General features: G+C 30.4%; 19 protein-coding genes. 14 read left to right on the forward strand and 5 right to left on the reverse strand.

From position 1 onward, the window contains the following. Positions 1-30 precede the first annotated feature (30 nt). The 3 genes from uvrA to glyA all read right to left on the reverse strand — a co-directional run bounded on the left by uvrA (position 31) and on the right by glyA (position 5,445). Positions 31-2,850, reverse strand: coding sequence for an excinuclease ABC subunit UvrA (uvrA, locus tag XO11_RS01090; RefSeq protein ID WP_014295675.1), 2,820 nt, complete (start codon positions 2,848-2,850; stop codon positions 31-33). A 50-nt stretch (positions 2,851-2,900) separates the two neighbouring features. Then, positions 2,901-4,073: a DUF401 family protein gene (locus tag XO11_RS01095; protein WP_175418015.1), complete on the reverse strand. Its 1,173-nt coding sequence runs from the start codon at positions 4,071-4,073 to the stop codon at positions 2,901-2,903. Positions 4,074-4,173: 100 nt separating this feature from the next. Continuing rightward, complete coding sequence (gene glyA, locus XO11_RS01100) at positions 4,174-5,445, reverse strand: serine hydroxymethyltransferase (RefSeq protein ID WP_175418016.1); 1,272 nt, start codon at positions 5,443-5,445, stop codon at positions 4,174-4,176. Between the two features lie 229 nt (positions 5,446-5,674). Here glyA and XO11_RS01105 point away from each other — a divergent pair, with 229 nt between their 5' ends. Genes XO11_RS01105 through XO11_RS01145 form a run of 9 tightly spaced genes read left to right on the forward strand, consistent with a single transcriptional unit; the run spans position 5,675 to position 13,315 of the window. Continuing rightward, entirely contained in the window at positions 5,675-6,922 is a 1,248-nt protein-coding gene (locus tag XO11_RS01105) for a PLP-dependent aminotransferase family protein (protein ID WP_014295678.1), read from the forward strand. A 30-nt stretch (positions 6,923-6,952) separates the two neighbouring features. Further along, positions 6,953-8,014: a butyrate kinase gene (gene buk, locus XO11_RS01110; RefSeq protein ID WP_014295679.1), complete on the forward strand. Its 1,062-nt coding sequence runs from the start codon at positions 6,953-6,955 to the stop codon at positions 8,012-8,014. Between the two features lie 9 nt (positions 8,015-8,023). After that, positions 8,024-8,917 (forward strand): bifunctional enoyl-CoA hydratase/phosphate acetyltransferase, encoded by an 894-nt coding sequence (locus tag XO11_RS01115; protein WP_175418017.1) that lies wholly within the window; start codon positions 8,024-8,026, stop codon positions 8,915-8,917. A gap of 12 nt (positions 8,918-8,929) precedes the next feature. Further along, a complete protein-coding gene (buk, locus tag XO11_RS01120) occupies positions 8,930-10,018 on the forward strand; it encodes a butyrate kinase (RefSeq protein ID WP_175418018.1) in 1,089 nt (362 codons plus the stop codon). Further along, positions 10,011-10,679, forward strand: coding sequence for a hypothetical protein (locus XO11_RS01125; RefSeq protein ID WP_014295682.1), 669 nt, complete (start codon positions 10,011-10,013; stop codon positions 10,677-10,679). The genes buk (XO11_RS01120) and XO11_RS01125 overlap by 8 nt, the downstream gene beginning before the upstream one ends. Positions 10,680-10,699: 20 nt before the next feature. Then, on the forward strand, positions 10,700-10,930 hold the full coding sequence (locus XO11_RS01130) for a ferredoxin family protein (RefSeq protein ID WP_075780119.1): 231 nt from the start codon (positions 10,700-10,702) through the stop codon (positions 10,928-10,930). Between the two features lie 13 nt (positions 10,931-10,943). Further along, a complete protein-coding gene (locus XO11_RS01135; RefSeq protein WP_014295684.1) occupies positions 10,944-11,999 on the forward strand; it encodes a 3-methyl-2-oxobutanoate dehydrogenase subunit VorB in 1,056 nt (351 codons plus the stop codon). A gap of 15 nt (positions 12,000-12,014) precedes the next feature. After that, entirely contained in the window at positions 12,015-12,770 is a 756-nt protein-coding gene (locus tag XO11_RS01140) for a thiamine pyrophosphate-dependent enzyme (protein WP_014295685.1), read from the forward strand. Beyond that, positions 12,767-13,315, forward strand: coding sequence for a 2-oxoacid:acceptor oxidoreductase family protein (locus tag XO11_RS01145; protein ID WP_014295686.1), 549 nt, complete (start codon positions 12,767-12,769; stop codon positions 13,313-13,315). Before XO11_RS01140 ends, XO11_RS01145 begins: the two co-directional genes overlap by 4 nt. Positions 13,316-13,353: 38 nt before the next feature. Here XO11_RS01145 and XO11_RS01150 read toward each other — a convergent pair whose 3' ends face one another. Together XO11_RS01150 and XO11_RS01155 are read right to left on the reverse strand one after the other, a co-directional pair. Beyond that, a complete protein-coding gene (locus XO11_RS01150; protein WP_014295687.1) occupies positions 13,354-13,989 on the reverse strand; it encodes a deoxynucleoside kinase in 636 nt (211 codons plus the stop codon). Next, positions 13,989-14,609 (reverse strand): deoxynucleoside kinase, encoded by a 621-nt coding sequence (locus XO11_RS01155; RefSeq protein WP_014295688.1) that lies wholly within the window; start codon positions 14,607-14,609, stop codon positions 13,989-13,991. Before XO11_RS01155 ends, XO11_RS01150 begins: the two co-directional genes overlap by 1 nt. A gap of 221 nt (positions 14,610-14,830) precedes the next feature. Here XO11_RS01155 and XO11_RS01160 point away from each other — a divergent pair, with 221 nt between their 5' ends. From XO11_RS01160 to XO11_RS01180, 5 genes are all read left to right on the forward strand, one after another. Then, positions 14,831-15,358, forward strand: a complete 528-nt coding sequence (locus XO11_RS01160) for a hypothetical protein (protein ID WP_014295689.1) — start codon at positions 14,831-14,833, stop codon at positions 15,356-15,358. Then, positions 15,345-15,923 carry a restriction endonuclease subunit S gene (locus tag XO11_RS01165; RefSeq protein ID WP_175418019.1) on the forward strand — a complete coding sequence of 193 codons (579 nt, stop codon included), beginning with the start codon at positions 15,345-15,347 and terminating at the stop codon, positions 15,921-15,923. Before XO11_RS01160 ends, XO11_RS01165 begins: the two co-directional genes overlap by 14 nt. Further along, the gene (locus XO11_RS01170) at positions 15,916-17,028 is read left to right on the forward strand and encodes a hypothetical protein (protein WP_175418020.1); all 1,113 of its coding nucleotides are present in this window, start codon (positions 15,916-15,918) and stop codon (positions 17,026-17,028) included. Before XO11_RS01165 ends, XO11_RS01170 begins: the two co-directional genes overlap by 8 nt. Before the next feature lie 29 nt (positions 17,029-17,057). Next, on the forward strand, positions 17,058-17,195 hold the full coding sequence (locus tag XO11_RS01175; protein ID WP_175417927.1) for a hypothetical protein: 138 nt from the start codon (positions 17,058-17,060) through the stop codon (positions 17,193-17,195). After that, a partial coding sequence (locus XO11_RS01180) for a transposase (RefSeq protein WP_254873275.1) occupies positions 17,170-17,421 on the forward strand: 252 nt, incomplete at its 3' end. The genes XO11_RS01175 and XO11_RS01180, both read left to right, overlap by 26 nt.

The raw sequence follows: 17,421 nt of genomic DNA on the forward strand, positions 1-17,421 counted from the left end.
GCCTCGAATAATTCTGAGGCGTTTTTTTTGTTATAACACATTTTTTAAATATTTTCCTGTATATGTATTTGCTTTGATAATATCTTCTGGAGTTCCTGTGGCTACAATATATCCTCCTTTTTCTCCACCTTCAGGACCAAGATCAATAATATAATCTGCATTTTTAATAACATCAAGATTATGTTCTATTATTATTACAGTATTTCCTTTTTCAACCAATTTATGCAAAACTTCAATTAACTTTCTCACATCTTCAAAATGCAAACCAGTAGTAGGTTCATCAAGAAAATATATAGTTCTTCCTGTGTCTCTTTTTCTTAATTCTGAAGTAAGTTTTATTCTTTGTGCTTCACCACCGGATAATGTAGTTGCTGGTTGTCCGAGTTTTATATATCCAACTCCAACATCATTTAATAATTGAAGTATTCTTTTAATACGAGGAATATTCTCAAAAAATTCCAGTGCTTCTTCTACAGACATATCTAAAACATCAGCAATTGTTTTATCTTTATACTTTACAGTAAGCGTCTCTTTATTATATCGCTTTCCTTTACATACATCACAGGTAACATAAACATCGGGCAAAAATTGCATTTCAATCTTTAAATAACCATTACCTTTACAAGCTTCACATCTTCCTCCTTTTACATTAAAACTAAACCTGCTTTTTGTATATCCTTTCATTCTAGCTTCTTTTGTTGCAGCAAATAAATCCCTTATTAAATCAAATACACCTGTATAAGTTGCAGGATTACTTCTTGGAGTTCTTCCAATTGGAGATTGGTCAATAGCGATAACATTATCAATATATTCCAATCCTTTTATTTCTTTATACTTTCCAGGTCTTACTTTTGAATGTCTTAGCTCTTTTAATAATGCTGGATATAATGTATCCATTATCAATGAGGATTTTCCAGAACCAGAAACACCTGTTACCACGATAAATTTTCCAAGAGGAATTTCTACATTTACTTTTTTTAAATTATTATGTTCTGCTCCAATTATCTCTATTTTTTTATCTGTTTCAACACGTTTAGTTTTATATTTTATTAACTCTATTTTTTTCTTTCCCGAGATATATTGTCCTGTAAGGGATTTTCCAGGATTTTTAAGAAGATTTTTAACTGTCCCGCTATATACAACTTCTCCACCATTAATTCCAGCGCCGGGGCCTAAATCAACTATATAATCTGAAGATTTTATTACTTCTTCATCATGTTCAACTATAATAACAGTATTTCCTAATTCTTTTAATTTTTTCAAAGTTTCTATTAATCTGTCATTATCTCTGGGATGTAAACCTATTGTTGGTTCATCAAGTACATATGTTACACCAGTTAGCCCTGAGCCAATTTGAGTAGCAAGTCTAACTCTTTGTGATTCTCCACCTGATAAGGTATTTGCACTTCTGGAAAGAGTTATATATCCCAATCCTACATCAACAAGAAATCCTATTCTTTTCTTTATCTCTGTTAATAATTCTCCAACAATCTCTTTCTCCTTTTTGGTTAAAGATATTGTTTCAAAAAATTCTTTGGCTTTTTCAATTGGCATTTCAGTTATTTCTTGAATGTTCTTGCCATTGATTTTAACGTTTAAAGGTTCTTCTTTTAACCTTTTTCCGTGACAGGTATTACACGTTTTCATTACCATGTATTCCTTTTGATAATATAAACGTATTTCATCATTCTCAGCATTTCTATAACGTCTCTCATACATATTGATAAGTCCTTCAAACTCTTTATAATAACGATAAACACCATTTGAAGTTTTGTACTCAAATCTTATAGGTTCTGTTGTTCCATATAAAATACCATCAATAGTTTCCTTTTTTAAATCCTTTATTTTCTTCTGAGGGTCATCATTAAAATGTTTTATAACATTTTCAATTACCTTCATCATATATGTATCTTTTCCAAAAGAAACTCCACCATTATATATATTTTTTTCATAATCTAAGATATATGTGGGTTCAAATTCGAATTTAAAACCAAGGCCATGACATTCCTCACATGCACCATATGGGCTATTAAAAGAAAAAAGTTTTGGAGTAATTTCAGGGAAACTAAACCCACATTCAGGACAAACCAATTTTTCGCTATATGTTTTCTTTTTTAACACATTACCTTCTTTATCCAATTCTCGAATTTCAACAAATCCATCAGATTCCTTTAAAGCCAGCTCAATAGCTTCATATAACCTTTCGAAATTCTCCTTTTTTAACTTTAATCTATCAATAAGTAAATTAATTGTATGCCTATAGCTTTTCTTTAAAGATGTAATTTCATCCAGATCGTATATTTCACCGTCAATTTCAACACGCTTATATCCATTTTTTCTCATTGTTTCCAATTCTTTTTTGAATTCACCTTTTTTCTCTTTTGCAATAGGTGCAAAAACGTATAACCTTGAATTTTCATCAAATTGGTCATACACTCTTTCAATAATTTCATCAATTGAAGATTTTTCAACAGGAATTTTACATTTTGGACAATATGCTTTTCCAATTCTGGCAAATAAAACCCTCATATAATCATATATTTCTGTAACTGTACCAACGGTAGAACGTGGATTGTGGGATACAGATTTTTGTTCTATTGCAATTGCAGGTGAAAGTCCTATTATTTGTTCGACATTTGGTCTTTTTAATTCGCCAAGAAATTGTCTTGCATATGAAGAAACAGATTCCAAATATCTTCTCTGACCTTCGGCATATATTGTATCCATTGCAAGTGTAGATTTTCCAGAACCAGAAAGTCCTGCAATAACCACTAATTTATTTTTAGGGATTTTTACATCTATATTTTTTAAGTTATGTTCTTTGGCACCTTTCACATATATATAATTCATATTTTCACCTCACACTAAATTATACCACATATATTATTTCTGTAATCAACTCAAAAATATAAAAGATATAATAAAATCATTAAATAACCAACAAAAGAAAAAATAAAAGGAATAATCAAATTTTTTAGCATTGAAGACATCTTAACACCAAAAAAATTAGAAGTTAATAATAAACATAAGTGTACAGGTGAAAGCAAAACTCCTATTATTGCAAAATAATAATTAGTTACTGCAGCTGCTAATAACGGAAATGCCCCAGAGGTTGCAAGACTTAGTGTAAGAGGTATTGTAATAGAAAAAGCTGCTTGAGTTATTCCCGTAATCAATCCAAGAATAAATGGAGAAAAAATTATAATTATCCAGGGATTAATTCCAAAATTTTTAAGTTCTTCAGTAAACATAACAGAAAGATTAGAAGCACTAATAAAATTTTTATACCAGAAAACCAAAAATAATAAAAGAAAAATAGAATATTTCAATTTAAAAAGATTTTTATAATTCTTGGTAAAAATTGCGTATAAAACTGCAACAGTAAATACAACTAACCAACCTTCTATCTTTAATAAAACTCCAATAATTATAGCGATAATTGGTATTAAAGAGTCAATAAAAGTTATCATATCTTTTTTACTATAATTAATATGTATTTTACCAAGTCCAAAATAAAACCAGGCGCTTACAATTGCAAAAATACCAATTGGTAATTGCAAAAATAAAATTTTAACCAGATCAGTTTTTGTAAATATTGCTTCAAGAACAAGAGCCGGATATAATATCCAGAAAAATTCCATAGAATGTCTAAACCAATAATTCATAGAAGCAGCAGTTAGATGATCCAACTCACTTTCATCAGAAATATCTCTTACCATTGGTGCAGTGAACATTGCACCACCTGGCATAGGCAAAAAGCCTAAAAACATGGGCATTAAAGCAGAAGCCTGTTTAGCATTAAAAATATTTTTTATACTATTGGAAAACTTTTGTGAGTTTCCAGAAGATTTAAAAGTATCAGCTATTAAATAGATACTATATATAGTTATAATTATTTCATAAAACTTTTGGTCTTTTAATGTTATCAAAAAAGCTGTTGCAGTCATAGGAAACTTTGCAGAGATTATTGCAGTAGAAATCAAAGCAGCAAATATTCCCCAATGAATACTTTTGGTAAATTTTATTGCTAAAATCAAAATAAAAAATCCTGCCAATATGGATAATGTAATCATTCAAAAACCTCCCTGATAATTAGTTATCCTAATCATTATATCATAAAAATATTGATAACAATAAAAAAATCCCGCAAAAAGCGGGATTAATTATAAACACTTAAAATATTTTTCCTTTATATAATGGGAATTTTTCACATAATTCCTTTACTTCTGATTTTATTTTATTTTTAAATTCTTCGTCTAATGTTCCATCTTCATCTTTTATATTTGTAATAACTTCATTAATTAATTTAGCAATAACAACCATTTCTTCTTCTTTCATGCCTCTTGATGTAACAGCAGGTGTTCCTATTCTAATACCACTTGTTACAAAAGGTGAACGTGTTTCCTTTGGAATAGTGTTTTTATTTACTGTAATTCCAGCAGCTTCTAAAGCTTTTTCAGCAGCTTTTCCGGTTACATTTTTTTCATTTAAATCAACAAGGAATAAATGAGAATCTGTTCCACCTGAAACAATTCTAAATCCAAGTTTTTCCATTTCTTCAGCAAGTTTTTTTGCATTTTTTATAACCTGTTCTTGATAAGTTTTAAATTCTGGAGATAAAGCTTCCTTAAATGCCACAGCTTTTGCAGCAATAACATGCATTAAAGGACCCCCCTGAATTCCAGGGAAAATACTCTTATTAATTAATTTATATAATTCCTTATCGTTAGTTAAAATCATACCGCCTCTTGGGCCTCTTAATGTTTTATGTGTTGTTGTTGTAACAACATGTGCATATTCAAGAGGATTTGGGTATAATCCAGCAGCAACAAGTCCTGCAAAGTGTGACATATCAACTACAAGATATGCTCCGACTTTATCAGCTATTTCTCTAAATCTTTTGAAATCAATAATTCTTGCGTACGCACTTCCACCAGCAACAATTACCTTTGGTTTATGTTCAAGAGCTAACTTTTCTACTTCATCATAATCTATTACTTCTGTATCTTCATTTACACCATATTGTACAACGTTGAATATTTTACCTGAAAAGTTTACTGATGCACCGTGAGTTAAATGTCCCCCATGGCTTAATGACATTCCCATTAATGTATCGCCAGTTTCCATTAATGCAAGGTAAACACCCATATTAGCCTGAGAACCTGAATGTGGTTGAACATTTGCATATTTAGCGCCAAATAATTCCTTTGCTCTATTTCTTGCAAGAGTTTCTGCTTTATCTACAACCTCACAACCACCGTAATACCTTTTTTTAGGATAACCTTCAGCATATTTATTTGTTAAAACGCTTCCCATTGCTTCCATAACTGCAACTGATGCAAAATTTTCTGAAGCAATTAATTCAATTCCATATTCCTGTCTGTTTAATTCTTCGGTTATAATTTCGAAGATTTCAGGATCAATTGTTTTCACATTTTCCCACATATTCTCTCCTCCTCACCGATAAAATTTTCACATATATTATACAATAAATATAATAAAAATACTAATACTAACATTGAAAAAAATTTCGTGAAAAAAATTTCACACACCATTTAATCAGGGATAATTCCATATAACCAGATGTATACCCCTCTAATCAACTTTGTAAAAAGTAAATTAAAAGTGTAAAATAAAAGTGAGAAATAAACTACTTTTTGGAGGGGTGATTATTGTGAAATTTGAAAATAAGTATTCAGAAACCGTTAAAAGGATTAAATCAAACCTTATCAGAGAATTGTTAAAAACAGCTGGTGATAAAGATATTATTTCATTTGGTGGTGGAATTCCAGATCCAGAAACATTTCCTATAAAAAAAATGTCAGAAATTGCAAATGAAGTAATTATGAATGAATACAGAGTATCATTACAGTATGGTTCAACAGAAGGTGATCCAGAATTAATTAAACAGTACATTAGATTAATGGAAGAATATGAAGGTATCCATGGTTTAACAGAAGAAAATTTAATGGTTACAACAGGATCACAGCAAGCATTATTTATTGTTGGAACAGTATTTTTAGATGAAGATAGCTACTGTGCAGTAAGTAAACCAATTTATTTAGGAGCAGGAAGTGCTTTTAATCAAAGAAATCCAAAATACATTAGCATTCCACTTGAAAAAGATGGTATGAATATTGACTATCTTGAAAATGAATTAAAGAAATTAGATGAAAATGGAGAAATCGATAAATTCAAATTTGTTTATACAGTAAGTAATTTCCACAATCCAGCAGGAACAACATTATCACTTGAAAAGAGAAAAAGATTAATTGAATTAGCAGAAAAATATGATTTTATTATCATTGAAGATGATCCATATGGGGCATTAAGATTTGAAGGAGAAAAGCAACCAAGTATCTTCAAATTAAATAATGGTGAAAGGGTTGTCTTATTAAATACATTTAGTAAAGTATTATCTCCAGGATTAAGAATAGGTGTTATTGTTGCAAATAAAGAGTTAATCAGAAAAATGGTATTGGCAAAACAGGGAATGGATCTTTGTTCTTCAACATTAACTCAGAGAATAGCAGCAAGATTTATTGAAAAATATGATTTATTTGAAGAAATAAAACCAACAATAGAGTTATACAGAGCTAAAAAAGATAAATTTATGGAAGCGTTGGAAAAATACCTTGGAGATATTGAAGGTGTTGACTGGATTAGACCAGAAGGTGGATTGTTCTCATGGATTACATTACCAGAAGGTTTTGATACAATGGAATTATTTGAAATTGCAAAGAGAAAGAAAGTAATCTATATACCAGGCGAAACATTCTATGTAGATGAACCAGAAAGAAATACAATGAGAGTTTCATTCTGTCTTCCATCATTTGAAGAATTAGATGAAGGTGTAAAAAGATTAAGAGAAGCAATTGACGAATATGCAAAAGAAAAAGGAATAGAATTGAAATTAAAATAAATAATATTTTAAGCATTGTGAGGTGAAAAAATGAAACGAATTTTAGTAATCAATCCTGGTTCAACATCAACTAAAATAGCAGTTTTTGAAGATAATAACTTAATAGTTTCTGAAGAAGTTTCTCATTCAATGGAAGAATTAGAAAAATACGATAGATTAATGGATCAAATAGATTTAAGAAAAAACGAAATCGAAGAATTTATTGGAAAATATGGATACAAAGTTTCAGACTTTGATGCAATTGCTGCAAGAGGTGGTATTCTTCCACCTCTTGAAAGCGGTACTTATAAAGTAAATGAAGAAATGGTTGATTATTTAAGAAACAAAACAAAAATAGAACACGCTTCAAATCTTGCCGCTGTAATTGGTTGGGAATTGTCAAATGGAGAAATACCAATATTTATTACCGACCCAGTTTCAGTTGATGAATTTATTCCAGAATCAAGAATTTCAGGTATTCCTGAAATAGAAAGAAGAAGTTTATTCCATGCATTAAATATGAAAAGTGTTGCAAGAAAGGCTGCTAAAGAGTTAAACAAAAAATATGAAGATTGTAATTTTGTTATTGCACACCTTGGTGGGGGAATTTCTGTTGGCGCACAAAGAAAAGGAAAAATGATAGATGTAAACAACGCAAATGACGAAGGACCATTTAGTCCTGAAAGGACAGGGGAATTACCAGTTGGCGATCTTGCAAAAATGGCATTTTCTGGTAAATACGATAAAAAAGAATTAAAGAAAAGATATATTGGAAAAGGTGGTCTCGTAGCATATCTTGGAACAAATGACCTAAGAGAAGCAATGAAAAAAGCCGAAACAGATGAATACGCTAAAAAAGTAGTTGAAGCTATGGCATATCAAATTGCTAAAGAAATTGGCGGTATGGCAGCTATATTAAAAGGTGAAGTAGATGCAATTATTATAACAGGTGGTATGGCAAGAAACGATGTATTTATAGATATGATTAAACAAAGAGTATCGAAAATTGCATTAATTATGAGATATCCAGGTTCATTTGAAATGGAAGCATTAGCAGAAGGTGCATTAAGGGTATTAAACAATGAAGAACCAGCTAAAGAATGGAAATTGTGAGGTGAAACAATGAGAATTAACAAAATAATTGAACTTGCAAAATCAATGGAAGTAAAAAAAACCGTTGGTGTTGCAGCAGCTGAAGATGAAGTAGTGTTAAAGGCTGTTGAAAGAGCTTTAAAGGAAGGAATTTGTAATGTTGTATTATATGGAAACGAAGAAAAAATAAAAGAAATTGCAAAAGAACATAATATAGATATTTCCAAAATGGAAGTAGTTCATTGTGAAAATAATAAAGAAGCAGTTAGAAAAACTGTTGAAGATGTAGCCTCAGGAAAAACAGACCTTCCAATGAAAGGCCATATCACAACAGGTGAATTGCTTTCAGTATTCTTAAAAGAGGAATATGGATTAAGAACAAAAAGCACAATGAATCTTGTAAGCGTATTTGATATAGAAGGTTATCATAAATTACTTATTGTAACAGATGCTGGAATGGTTATAGCACCAACTTTAGAACAAAAAGTTGATTCAATAAACAATGCAGTAAAAATAGCAAAAGCTTTGGGAATTGAAACACCAAAAGTAGCAATAGTAGGCGCTCTTGAAAAGGTTAATCCAAAAATGCCAGCAACAATGGATGCAGCAATAATTACTCAAATGAACAGACGTGGTCAAATAAAAGGCTGCATAGTAGATGGACCATTTGCAATGGATAATGCAATTTCTAAAGAAGCAGCAGAACACAAAGGAATAAAAAGTGAAGTTGCCGGAGATGCAGACATTATAATTATGCCAGATATCGAAGCTGGAAACATATTCTATAAATCCATGGTATTCTTATCAGGTGCTGGTGTTGCAAGTACAATTCTTGGCGGTAAAAAACCTGTAGTTTTAACTTCAAGAGCAGATTCTGATGATGCGAAACTATTATCAATTGCATTATCAGTACTCTTAGCTTAGGAGGTAATAGTTATGTATAAAATATTAGTAATAAATCCTGGTTCAACATCAACTAAACTTGCAATTTACGAAGACGATAAACTTCTTTCAAAAGATACAGTAAGACATTCATCAGAAGAATTAGCTCCTTTTGAACATATTGCAGATCAATACGAATTTAGAAAAAACGTTATAAAGAAATTCCTTGAAGAAAGCGGACATTCATTAGAAACATTTTCTGCAATTATAGGAAGAGGTGGATTATTAAGACCAATTCCAGGTGGAGTATACGCAGTAAATGAATTAATGAAAGAAGAATTAAGAGAAGGAAAATACGGAGAACATGCTTCAAATCTTGGGGCATTAATTGCAAGTGAATTAGCAAATGAAGTTGGTATTCCAGCATACATTGCAGATCCTGTAGTAGTTGATGAAATGGAAGATATTGCAAGATTCTCAGGACATCCAGATTATGTAAGGAAATCTATTTTCCATGCATTAAACCAAAAAGCTGTTGCAAGGAGCACAGCAAAAGAAATGGGAAAATCATATGAAGGAGTTAATTTAATTGTTGTACATATGGGCGGTGGTATCTCTATCGGTGCTCATAAACATGGACGTGTTGTTGATGTAAATAACGCACTCGATGGCGACGGTCCTTTTACCCCCGAAAGAGCTGGAACATTGCCAATGACTCAGGTAATGGATTTGGCCTATTCAGGAAAAATGACATTAGATGAAATGAAAAAAAGGATAAAAGGAAAAGGTGGTTTAGTAGCATATCTTAACACAAACGATGCATTAGAAGTTCAAAAAAGAGTAGAAAGTGGAGAAGAATATGCTACAACAATTTATAAAGCAATGGCATTACAGATATCCAAATGGATTGGAAAAATGGCAGCTGCTTTGAATTTTGAAGTAGATGGAATTGTTTTAACTGGCGGTTTGGCATACGATAAAAATAATATGGTTAAATGGTTAAAAGAACATACAGAGTTTATAGCACCTATTTATGTTGTGCCAGGTGGAGATGAAGAAAAAGCTCTTGCAGAAGCAGCATTGAGAGCGTTAAAAGGAGAAGAGGAAGTTAAAAGTTATCCTCAGGAGGTAAATAATGGTTAATACTGATTTTAAATGTCACGTTTTTATTGGAATGTTTGGTTCTGGAAAAACAGAAATAGCCTTAAATACAGCAATATATCTTAAAGAAAAATATGATCATGTTGCAATAGCTGATATAGATGTAATAAGTCCATATTTCAGAACAAGAGACGAAATAGATATTTTAAGCAATATGAATATCAAAGTAATAACACCACCAAAAAGATTTATGCATGCGGATTTACCAATAATTCCACCAGAAGTTGGAGGATATATAGTAAATCCAGAATACCAAACAGTAATAGATGCTGGTGGTAATGAAGACGGAGCTACAGTAGTGGGATCACTAAATAACTTTTTGACTCAAACAAAAACAGCAACATATTTGGTTGTAAATACTAAAAGACCGTTTATGAACACAGTAGATGATATTATATATAATCTCGAAAGATTAGGTGCAAAGGCAAGAAGAAAAATAGATTATTTAGTATCAAATTCCAATCTTCAAAATGAAACTACTGAAGAAGTAATTCTCGAAGGTGAAAAATTATTAATGGAAGTTTCTGAAAAAACAGGAATACCGATAGCCTTTACGGTAGTTCCTGAATTCTTAAAAGATATAGAAACACAAAATAAGAAATTCATTTTAAGAAGATTTATGGATAAAGTATATGAATTATGAACCTGAAAAGGAGGGATACGATGGAATACAAAAACAAAGTTGAAATCGATCAGGAAAGATGTAAAGGATGTGGCCTTTGTATAGATGCCTGTCCTACACAGACATTAGGATTCTCAGAAGCATTTAATGCAAAAGGTTATCATCCAGCAGCAGTTTTACATCCAGAAAAATGTATAGGATGTGGATTCTGTTACCAGATGTGTCCTGATGTATGTATCACAGTTTCAACATTGGAAAAGGCAAATGCTTAAGGAGGGATAATTGATGGGCGAAAAAGTAATGGTTAAAGGTACAGAAGCAATTGGTGAAGCCGCCATAAGGGCTGGATGTAGATTATATTTTGGTTATCCAATAACACCACAGAGTGAATTAACAGAATATATGTCAAGAAGGTTACCACAGGTTGATGGTACATTCTTACAGGCAGAAAGTGAAGTTGCAGCTGTAAATATGATTTACGGTGCAGCAGCAACAGGTTCAAGAGTATTCACATCAACATCTTCACCAGGATACTCATTAATGCAAGAAGGTGTTTCATATATTGCTGGTGCAGAATTACCTGCAGTATTTGTAAACGTTGTTAGAGGCGGTCCAGGTTTAGGAGATATTCAGCCAGCACAAAGTGACTACTTCCAGGCAACAAAAGGTGGAGGACACGGAGATTACAGACTTGTTGTATATGGTCCAGAATCATTACAGGAAGCTGTAGAATTAACAATAAAGGCATTTGATGTTGCAGATAAATACAGAAATCCTGTTTTAATCCTTGCAGACGGTATGCTCGGTCAAATGATGGAACCTGTTGAATTCCCAGAATATAGGGATTTATCAACATTACCTGATCATAGCTCATGGGCAATGCAGGGAGCAAAAGGAAGAGAACCACATAAAATAACTTCATTTGATATAAATGAATATGTTTTAGAAAAAATGAACTTAAGATATCAGGAAAAGTATAAGAAAATAATTGAAAACGAAATAATGTACGAAGAATACAAAACAGAAGATGCAGATGTTATTCTCGTTGCATATGGTACAATTGGAAGAATTGCAAAAACAGTTGTTGATACAGCAAGAGAAAAAGGCGTAAAAGCAGGTTTAATAAGACCAATTACATTATGGCCATTCCCATATGAAGCAATTGCAAAATTAGCAGATCAGGCAAAATTATTCTACACAGTTGAAATGAGTATGGGACAAATGGTTGAAGATGTAAGATTAGCAGTAAACGGTAAAAAACCAGTTGAATTCTACGGAAGAACTGGTGGTGTTGTTCCAACACCAAATGAAATATTAGATCATTTAATGGAATTGTTATAAGAAAGGAGGAAAATTATGTCATATAAAATAAAATTTAAAGGTCCTGAGTCATTAAGCGGAAAAGAATTTACTTACTGTCCAGGATGTCATCATGGTATAATCCATAGATTAATAGCAGAAGTATTAGATGAATTAGGAATAAGAGAAAAAACATTAATGGTTGCTCCAGTAGGATGTTCAGTTTTTGCATATGAATTCTTTGATGTAGATGGTACAGTTGCACCACATGGAAGAGCTCCAGCAGTAGCAACAGGTATGAAAAGAGCAAGACCAGATAATGTAGTATTTACATATCAGGGTGATGGTGACCTCGCTGCTATAGGTACAGCAGAAATTATGCACGCAGCAAACAGAGGAGAAAAAATCACAACAATATTTGTAAACAATGCTATATATGGTATGACTGGAGGACAAATGGCTCCAACAACATTGCTCGGAATGAAAACAACAACTTCACCATATGGAAGAAAAGCAGAAAATGAAGGTTATCCAATTCATATGGCAGAAGTATTATCAAACCTACCAGGTGTAGCATTCTTAGCAAGAACAAAAGTTAACAAACCACAGGATGTATTAAAAACAAAGAAAATGATTAAAAAAGCATTCTTAGCTCAATTAAATGGCCTTGGTTTTGGTATGGTTGAAGTTCTTTCAACATGTCCAACAAACTGGGGTGTAAATCCAATTGAAGCTAACAAATGGTTAGAAGATAACATGGTTCCAGAATTTCCATTAGGCGTTTATGTTGACAAGGTGGGTGATGAAAAGTGAGACATCATGCATTCATAGCAGCAGGATTTGGTGGTCAGGGTGTAATGCTTTTTGGAAAAATCCTTTCATTAGCAGCAATGTACGAAAATTTATATACAACATGGTTACCATCATATGGTCCAGAAATGCGTGGAGGTACAGCAAACTGTACAGTAGTTATCTCAGAAAAATACATTGCATCACCAGTTGTAGACAAACCATCAGAAGTTATAGCATTTAATATTCCATCAATGTACAAATTTGAAAAATTCTTACCAGAAGGTGGATTATTACTTTTAAATACATCTGTTATAGATAGAGAACCAGAAAGAAAAGATGTAAAAGTAATAAAAATTCCTGCAAATGAAATTGCAGATGAATTAGGAAATATAAAAGTTCAAAATATGGTAATGTTAGGAGCATATTTAAAAGCAACAGATGCAGTTTCATTTGATTCAGTAAAAGCAGCTCTTGAAAAATCATTAAAAGGTAAAAAAGCAGACTTATTAGAACTTAACTTAAAAGCAATTGAAGCTGGAATGAAAGCTGCAGAAGAACAATTATAATTAATAATATAAAACCGGAAGCTTTTAAGCTTCCGGTTTTATATTACTTCATCAACTTCATTTATATTGAGTATCTCATTTATATCATTAACAATTTTATCTATATATTCTGGATTCTCTACAATATCTATTTCATCACCATCAACAACATAAATCTTTGATTCATCATAATTATCAATCCAGTCTTTATATAAATTATCAAGTTGCTGCCAATATTCAATAGGAACCTGCATCTCCATTTCTCTTCCTCTTTTAGCAATTCTTTTAACAACAGTATCCACACTTGTTTTAATGTATATCAATAAATCAGGCTTTTTTAAAAATTCAAGCATAGTATAAAATATTTGAGTGTATGTCTTATATTCCCTTTCGCTCATCTTACCTGTTAAATAAAGATTTTTTGCAAAAATCTCTGCATCTTCGTATATTGATCTATCTAAAATAGCATCTGTACCGCTATCGATTATATCCTTAATACTATTAAATCGATGAAAAAGGAAAAAGGTTTGTAAATGATATGACCATTTCTTTTGGTCCTTATAAAAATCTTCTAAAAATGGATTATCAGCAACAGATTCATAATATGGTGTAAAACCAAGCCTTTCTGAAAGAACTCTTGTAAATGTAGATTTTCCAGCACCAACATTCCCGGCCAAAACTATCATCTTTCCCATTATTTTCCCTCCAGATAATTTATTATTTTTAATAAAACTTCTTTTAACTGTTTTTCATCAAAAACATTAAAATTATTTCCGTCAATATAAAGAAAATCCTTCTCATTAGAAAAATATTCCTTATAACCTCTATCAACCAATTCCAGATATTCCTTTGCAATAACCTTCTCCATATCCCTATTTCTCTTTTTAATTCTTTCAATAACAGTATCCACATCGGTATCAATATAAATAAGAACATCAGGTTTCTTAATATCCTCAGTTAAAATATCATAAATCTTGAAAAACTTATATTTCTCCTTTGGATTGGTAATTGTAATATCGGCAAAAATCTTATTCTTTAACATATCATAATCAGAAACAATTAATCTTGAATCATTATTCCTGTGATATTGCTTGTATCTTGAAACAAGAAAAAACATTTCTGTTTGAAATCCCACATCTTCATTCTTATACAATAATGGAAGATAAGGATTATTTTCAAACTCTTCTAAAATCAACTCATCAGCATTAATCTTATAAAAAATAGCATTAGCAAGCGTTGTCTTTCCACTTCCAATATTCCCTTCGATATTAATTCTTAACTGTTTATCCTTAAAATATGCTAAAATCTCTTCCATCATGCCACCTCAATATTCAATAAAATAAATTCATTAATGCTCTATCATTATATAAAAGAAATATTGAAAAAATCTTTAATTTTCATTAAGATATCTATATATAGTAGTTATTAATTTCTCAAATACTATACATAGCAACTTAAAATAAAAATATTATAGTACTTGACAAATTATAAAAATTACAGTATAATATATACTGTAAAAAATAAAGGAGGGATAATATGGATTTAGATTTTATCTCATTTGAAACATTTGGTATATTTATAAAAGACGGTTTTTATCCATTACTAGATGGTTATGGTAGTAGTGGAATGTTAGAACTAATAAAATTTGATCCATCTGATGAGTATCCTGAAGTTTATTATAGTGAAGCCAAAAAAGAGGAATATCCTTTTCTTGATTTTAATGTAGAGCCATATGAAGTTACAACCCCTCCAAAGATTTTAGATGATGGAACAGAAGCAATAACGATGTATAAAGTATATAAAACCAATAATGAAAGAGTTTATGTAAGAGAGTTATATAGAAGGATTAAGAGACTAAAAAATGGGGAAGTGAAAATTATAGAACAATATTATGATGAAGGAGATGTAATTGTATTAGAGAATGAGGAAAAAAAGGTATTTGTTATGCATAAAGGTTCATTTGGTATTGATTTAAATTTAGATGATGATGACAATGTAGTAGAAGTTAGTGATGTATATCAATATCCTGATAAAGAAAAGAGGTGGGGCGATGAAAAAGATTAAATTAAAGGAAATATCAAATATTTTTTTATCCCCTCAGGTAGAAGAAACACCTGAGGGCAATCTTAATTATATAAAACTTTCGTCTATAACAGAAAACAAAATAGAGATGGAAAAACTGTCAAAAGCTGTGTATAATAAAAATAGAAACATAGAAAAATATCTCTTAAAGAAAAACGACATAATCTTCAGCGCAAAAGGTTCAAATATCTTTGCTGTCCATATTGATAAAGACATTCCAAATCTCATTTCTGCACAATTCTTTTTTAATATTAGAATCAATTCTGATAAAATACTTCCAGAATTTCTCACAATAATATTAAACAATGAATATGCAAAAAGATATTTTGAAGAAAGACGTGTTGGTAAGATAATTAAAGTTATTAAGAAAAAAACACTTGAAGATTTTGAATTAACATTACCCCCGCTTGAAATACAAAAGCAAATAATAGAAATTGTAAAAAACTTTGAAAAAGAAAAAGAATTAAAACTAAAAAGCCTCCTGCTAAAAGAAGAGCTAATAGACAAAACAATATTCTTAAAAGTATGGAGTGATTTAAATGTATAAAACAATAGCGGAAATACTGAAAAATATATGGCAACATTCGGATTCAAAAAATCTGGAATTAATCCAGGCACAAACGCATTTAATAGCATTCTATAAATTCCTATACGACTTAAAAATAGAAAAAGATTATATAATTCAAAAACATGAATTAATTGAAAAAACAGAAAATATAGAAATTTCACTCTTAAACTCGGAAAACTTTTTTGAACAGATAAAAAAACAAATATCCTTTATTGAAAATGCAGAAAATATTCCAGACATTCCCGATGAATCAAAAACAAAAGTATTTAGATTGTTAAACAATCTTGATTTTTCAAAAAATATATTAAGAGGAACATATAATGAAATTATAAATTCATTCCTTGATACATTAAATACGCTTCCAGAAAGAAATTTGCAAAGGAATATAAGAAACAATGAAAATGAGAACTTGCATATATTAATAAGTATAAATTTCAAAGAGCTAAAAAAAGTATTTGCAGAAATAATTACAGCTAAAGAAAATGTTCATATCACAAATCCTTATTTAACAGGAATTCTACCGGAAAAAATCTCAATTTTATATAACACAGAAATCGCTGAAAAAAAGATAATCTTTGAGATATACAAATATCTTATTCAGGCTAATGAAATAAAATCAGGAAAAATAAATACAGAAATAGATTTTATTTCCTTATTCAATAAAAAATGCGAAAAAGAAATAAAATTAAATACCAAAAAAATACTTATCTTTGACTCGGAAAATTGTGCAAAACGATTCCACGAAAACAACAGTCAATACTCAAAAAACATTGAAAAAATGATAAAAATAAATGGCAAAAATGAATTATACATCTATGTAATAAACCCAAATAAAAAAACAGAAAATATAATAATAATCAATACAACCCAATCAGGAAAAACAGATAAAATAGAAATAAAAGAAAATGAAGTTATAAGCCATAACTTCTCTTTTGACATTCAAAACTATCAATTCACAGGTGAAAAAATAAAAGAAGATATCAAAAAAATAAAAACACTCCTTGAAACAGAATACTCAGAAAAAAAACAAAAAGAAATAGGCTTAAAAACACTGGAATTATTATCAGGGCTATATAAAGAATAATTATTTTCAAAAAAATAAAGTTTAAAGAAATGTTAAAAGCAGAAATGGATTATGAACTTGAATATGAAAAGTATTCCAGAAAACCTGTGGATAACGATAATATCGAAACGATTATCAAAAAAATGGGGCGAAACTCACCCCTTGGCAGTACAAATATGGAAAAATAATTGGGATAAATTATCAGCCTATTTTAAATATTCAGAACCAATAAGAAGGCTGATATACACAACCAATCCAATAGAAAATGTTCATAGACAATTTAGAAAAATAACCAAAAACAAAAGCGTATTTCCAACAGATGACTCATTGATAAAAGCAATATATTTTGCAGCAATGAGAATAACGGAAAAATGGACTACAAGAATTAGGGATTGGGGACAAATATTAAATGAG

The sequence above is a fragment of the Marinitoga sp. 1138 genome, assembly GCF_013363265.1.
GTDB classification, from domain to species: Bacteria; Thermotogota; Thermotogae; order Petrotogales; family Petrotogaceae; genus Marinitoga; species Marinitoga piezophila.

What these genes read in the sequence shown, in the direction of transcription:
- buk (WP_175418018.1), top strand. Translation starts at nt 8,930, where the DNA reads ATGTATAAAATATTAGTAATAAATCCTGGTTCAACATCAACTAAACTT.
- XO11_RS01165 (WP_175418019.1), top strand. Translation starts at nt 15,345, where the DNA reads ATGAAAAAGATTAAATTAAAGGAAATATCAAATATTTTTTTATCCCCT.
- XO11_RS01175 (WP_175417927.1), top strand. Translation starts at nt 17,058, where the DNA reads ATGTTAAAAGCAGAAATGGATTATGAACTTGAATATGAAAAGTATTCC.
- XO11_RS01150 (WP_014295687.1), bottom strand. Translation starts at nt 13,989, where the DNA reads ATGGGAAAGATGATAGTTTTGGCCGGGAATGTTGGTGCTGGAAAATCT.
- XO11_RS01155 (WP_014295688.1), bottom strand. Translation starts at nt 14,609, where the DNA reads ATGGAAGAGATTTTAGCATATTTTAAGGATAAACAGTTAAGAATTAAT.
- XO11_RS01115 (WP_175418017.1), top strand. Translation starts at nt 8,024, where the DNA reads ATGAGAATTAACAAAATAATTGAACTTGCAAAATCAATGGAAGTAAAA.
- XO11_RS01160 (WP_014295689.1), top strand. Translation starts at nt 14,831, where the DNA reads ATGGATTTAGATTTTATCTCATTTGAAACATTTGGTATATTTATAAAA.
- XO11_RS01130 (WP_075780119.1), top strand. Translation starts at nt 10,700, where the DNA reads ATGGAATACAAAAACAAAGTTGAAATCGATCAGGAAAGATGTAAAGGA.
- XO11_RS01135 (WP_014295684.1), top strand. Translation starts at nt 10,944, where the DNA reads ATGGGCGAAAAAGTAATGGTTAAAGGTACAGAAGCAATTGGTGAAGCC.
- buk (WP_014295679.1), top strand. Translation starts at nt 6,953, where the DNA reads ATGAAACGAATTTTAGTAATCAATCCTGGTTCAACATCAACTAAAATA.
- glyA (WP_175418016.1), bottom strand. Translation starts at nt 5,445, where the DNA reads ATGTGGGAAAATGTGAAAACAATTGATCCTGAAATCTTCGAAATTATA.
- XO11_RS01140 (WP_014295685.1), top strand. Translation starts at nt 12,015, where the DNA reads ATGTCATATAAAATAAAATTTAAAGGTCCTGAGTCATTAAGCGGAAAA.
- XO11_RS01170 (WP_175418020.1), top strand. Translation starts at nt 15,916, where the DNA reads ATGTATAAAACAATAGCGGAAATACTGAAAAATATATGGCAACATTCG.
- XO11_RS01125 (WP_014295682.1), top strand. Translation starts at nt 10,011, where the DNA reads ATGGTTAATACTGATTTTAAATGTCACGTTTTTATTGGAATGTTTGGT.
- uvrA (WP_014295675.1), bottom strand. Translation starts at nt 2,850, where the DNA reads ATGAATTATATATATGTGAAAGGTGCCAAAGAACATAACTTAAAAAAT.
- XO11_RS01095 (WP_175418015.1), bottom strand. Translation starts at nt 4,073, where the DNA reads ATGATTACATTATCCATATTGGCAGGATTTTTTATTTTGATTTTAGCA.